General features: G+C 52.9%; 1 protein-coding gene. It reads left to right on the top strand.

Going from position 1 to position 308, the window contains the following annotated elements; genetic code table 11:
* Positions 1-308 (top strand): MMPL family transporter (locus ACYP03_RS25390; protein WP_459782587.1); only part of this gene is annotated, 308 nt, incomplete at both ends.

Below are 308 nucleotides of genomic sequence, written 5' to 3'. Positions count from 1 at the left end.
ATAGTGGTCACTCTCACACTCGGTATCGTTGTAGATGACGCCGTGCACTTCCTCAGCAAATACCAAATCGCACGTAAAGAAGGCCGAAATGCTGAAGAAGCCGTTCGTTATGCCTTCAGCACTGTTGGTCGCGCATTATGGATCACCACTGTCGTGCTGGTTGCCGGCTTCGCAGTACTGGCCAGTTCCAGTTTCCGCCTCAACAGCGACATGGGCCAGCTCAGTGCCCTCATCATTTTCATTGCCCTGGTGGTGGACTTCTTGCTGCTACCTTGCATGTTGATGCTCTTTGACCGCAAGCCAGCAGA

It is taken from the genome of Photobacterium sp. R1, assembly GCF_054600795.1.
Note: the sequence above shows the minus strand (reverse complement) of the source record. Positions and strands in the feature narration are given on the sequence as shown.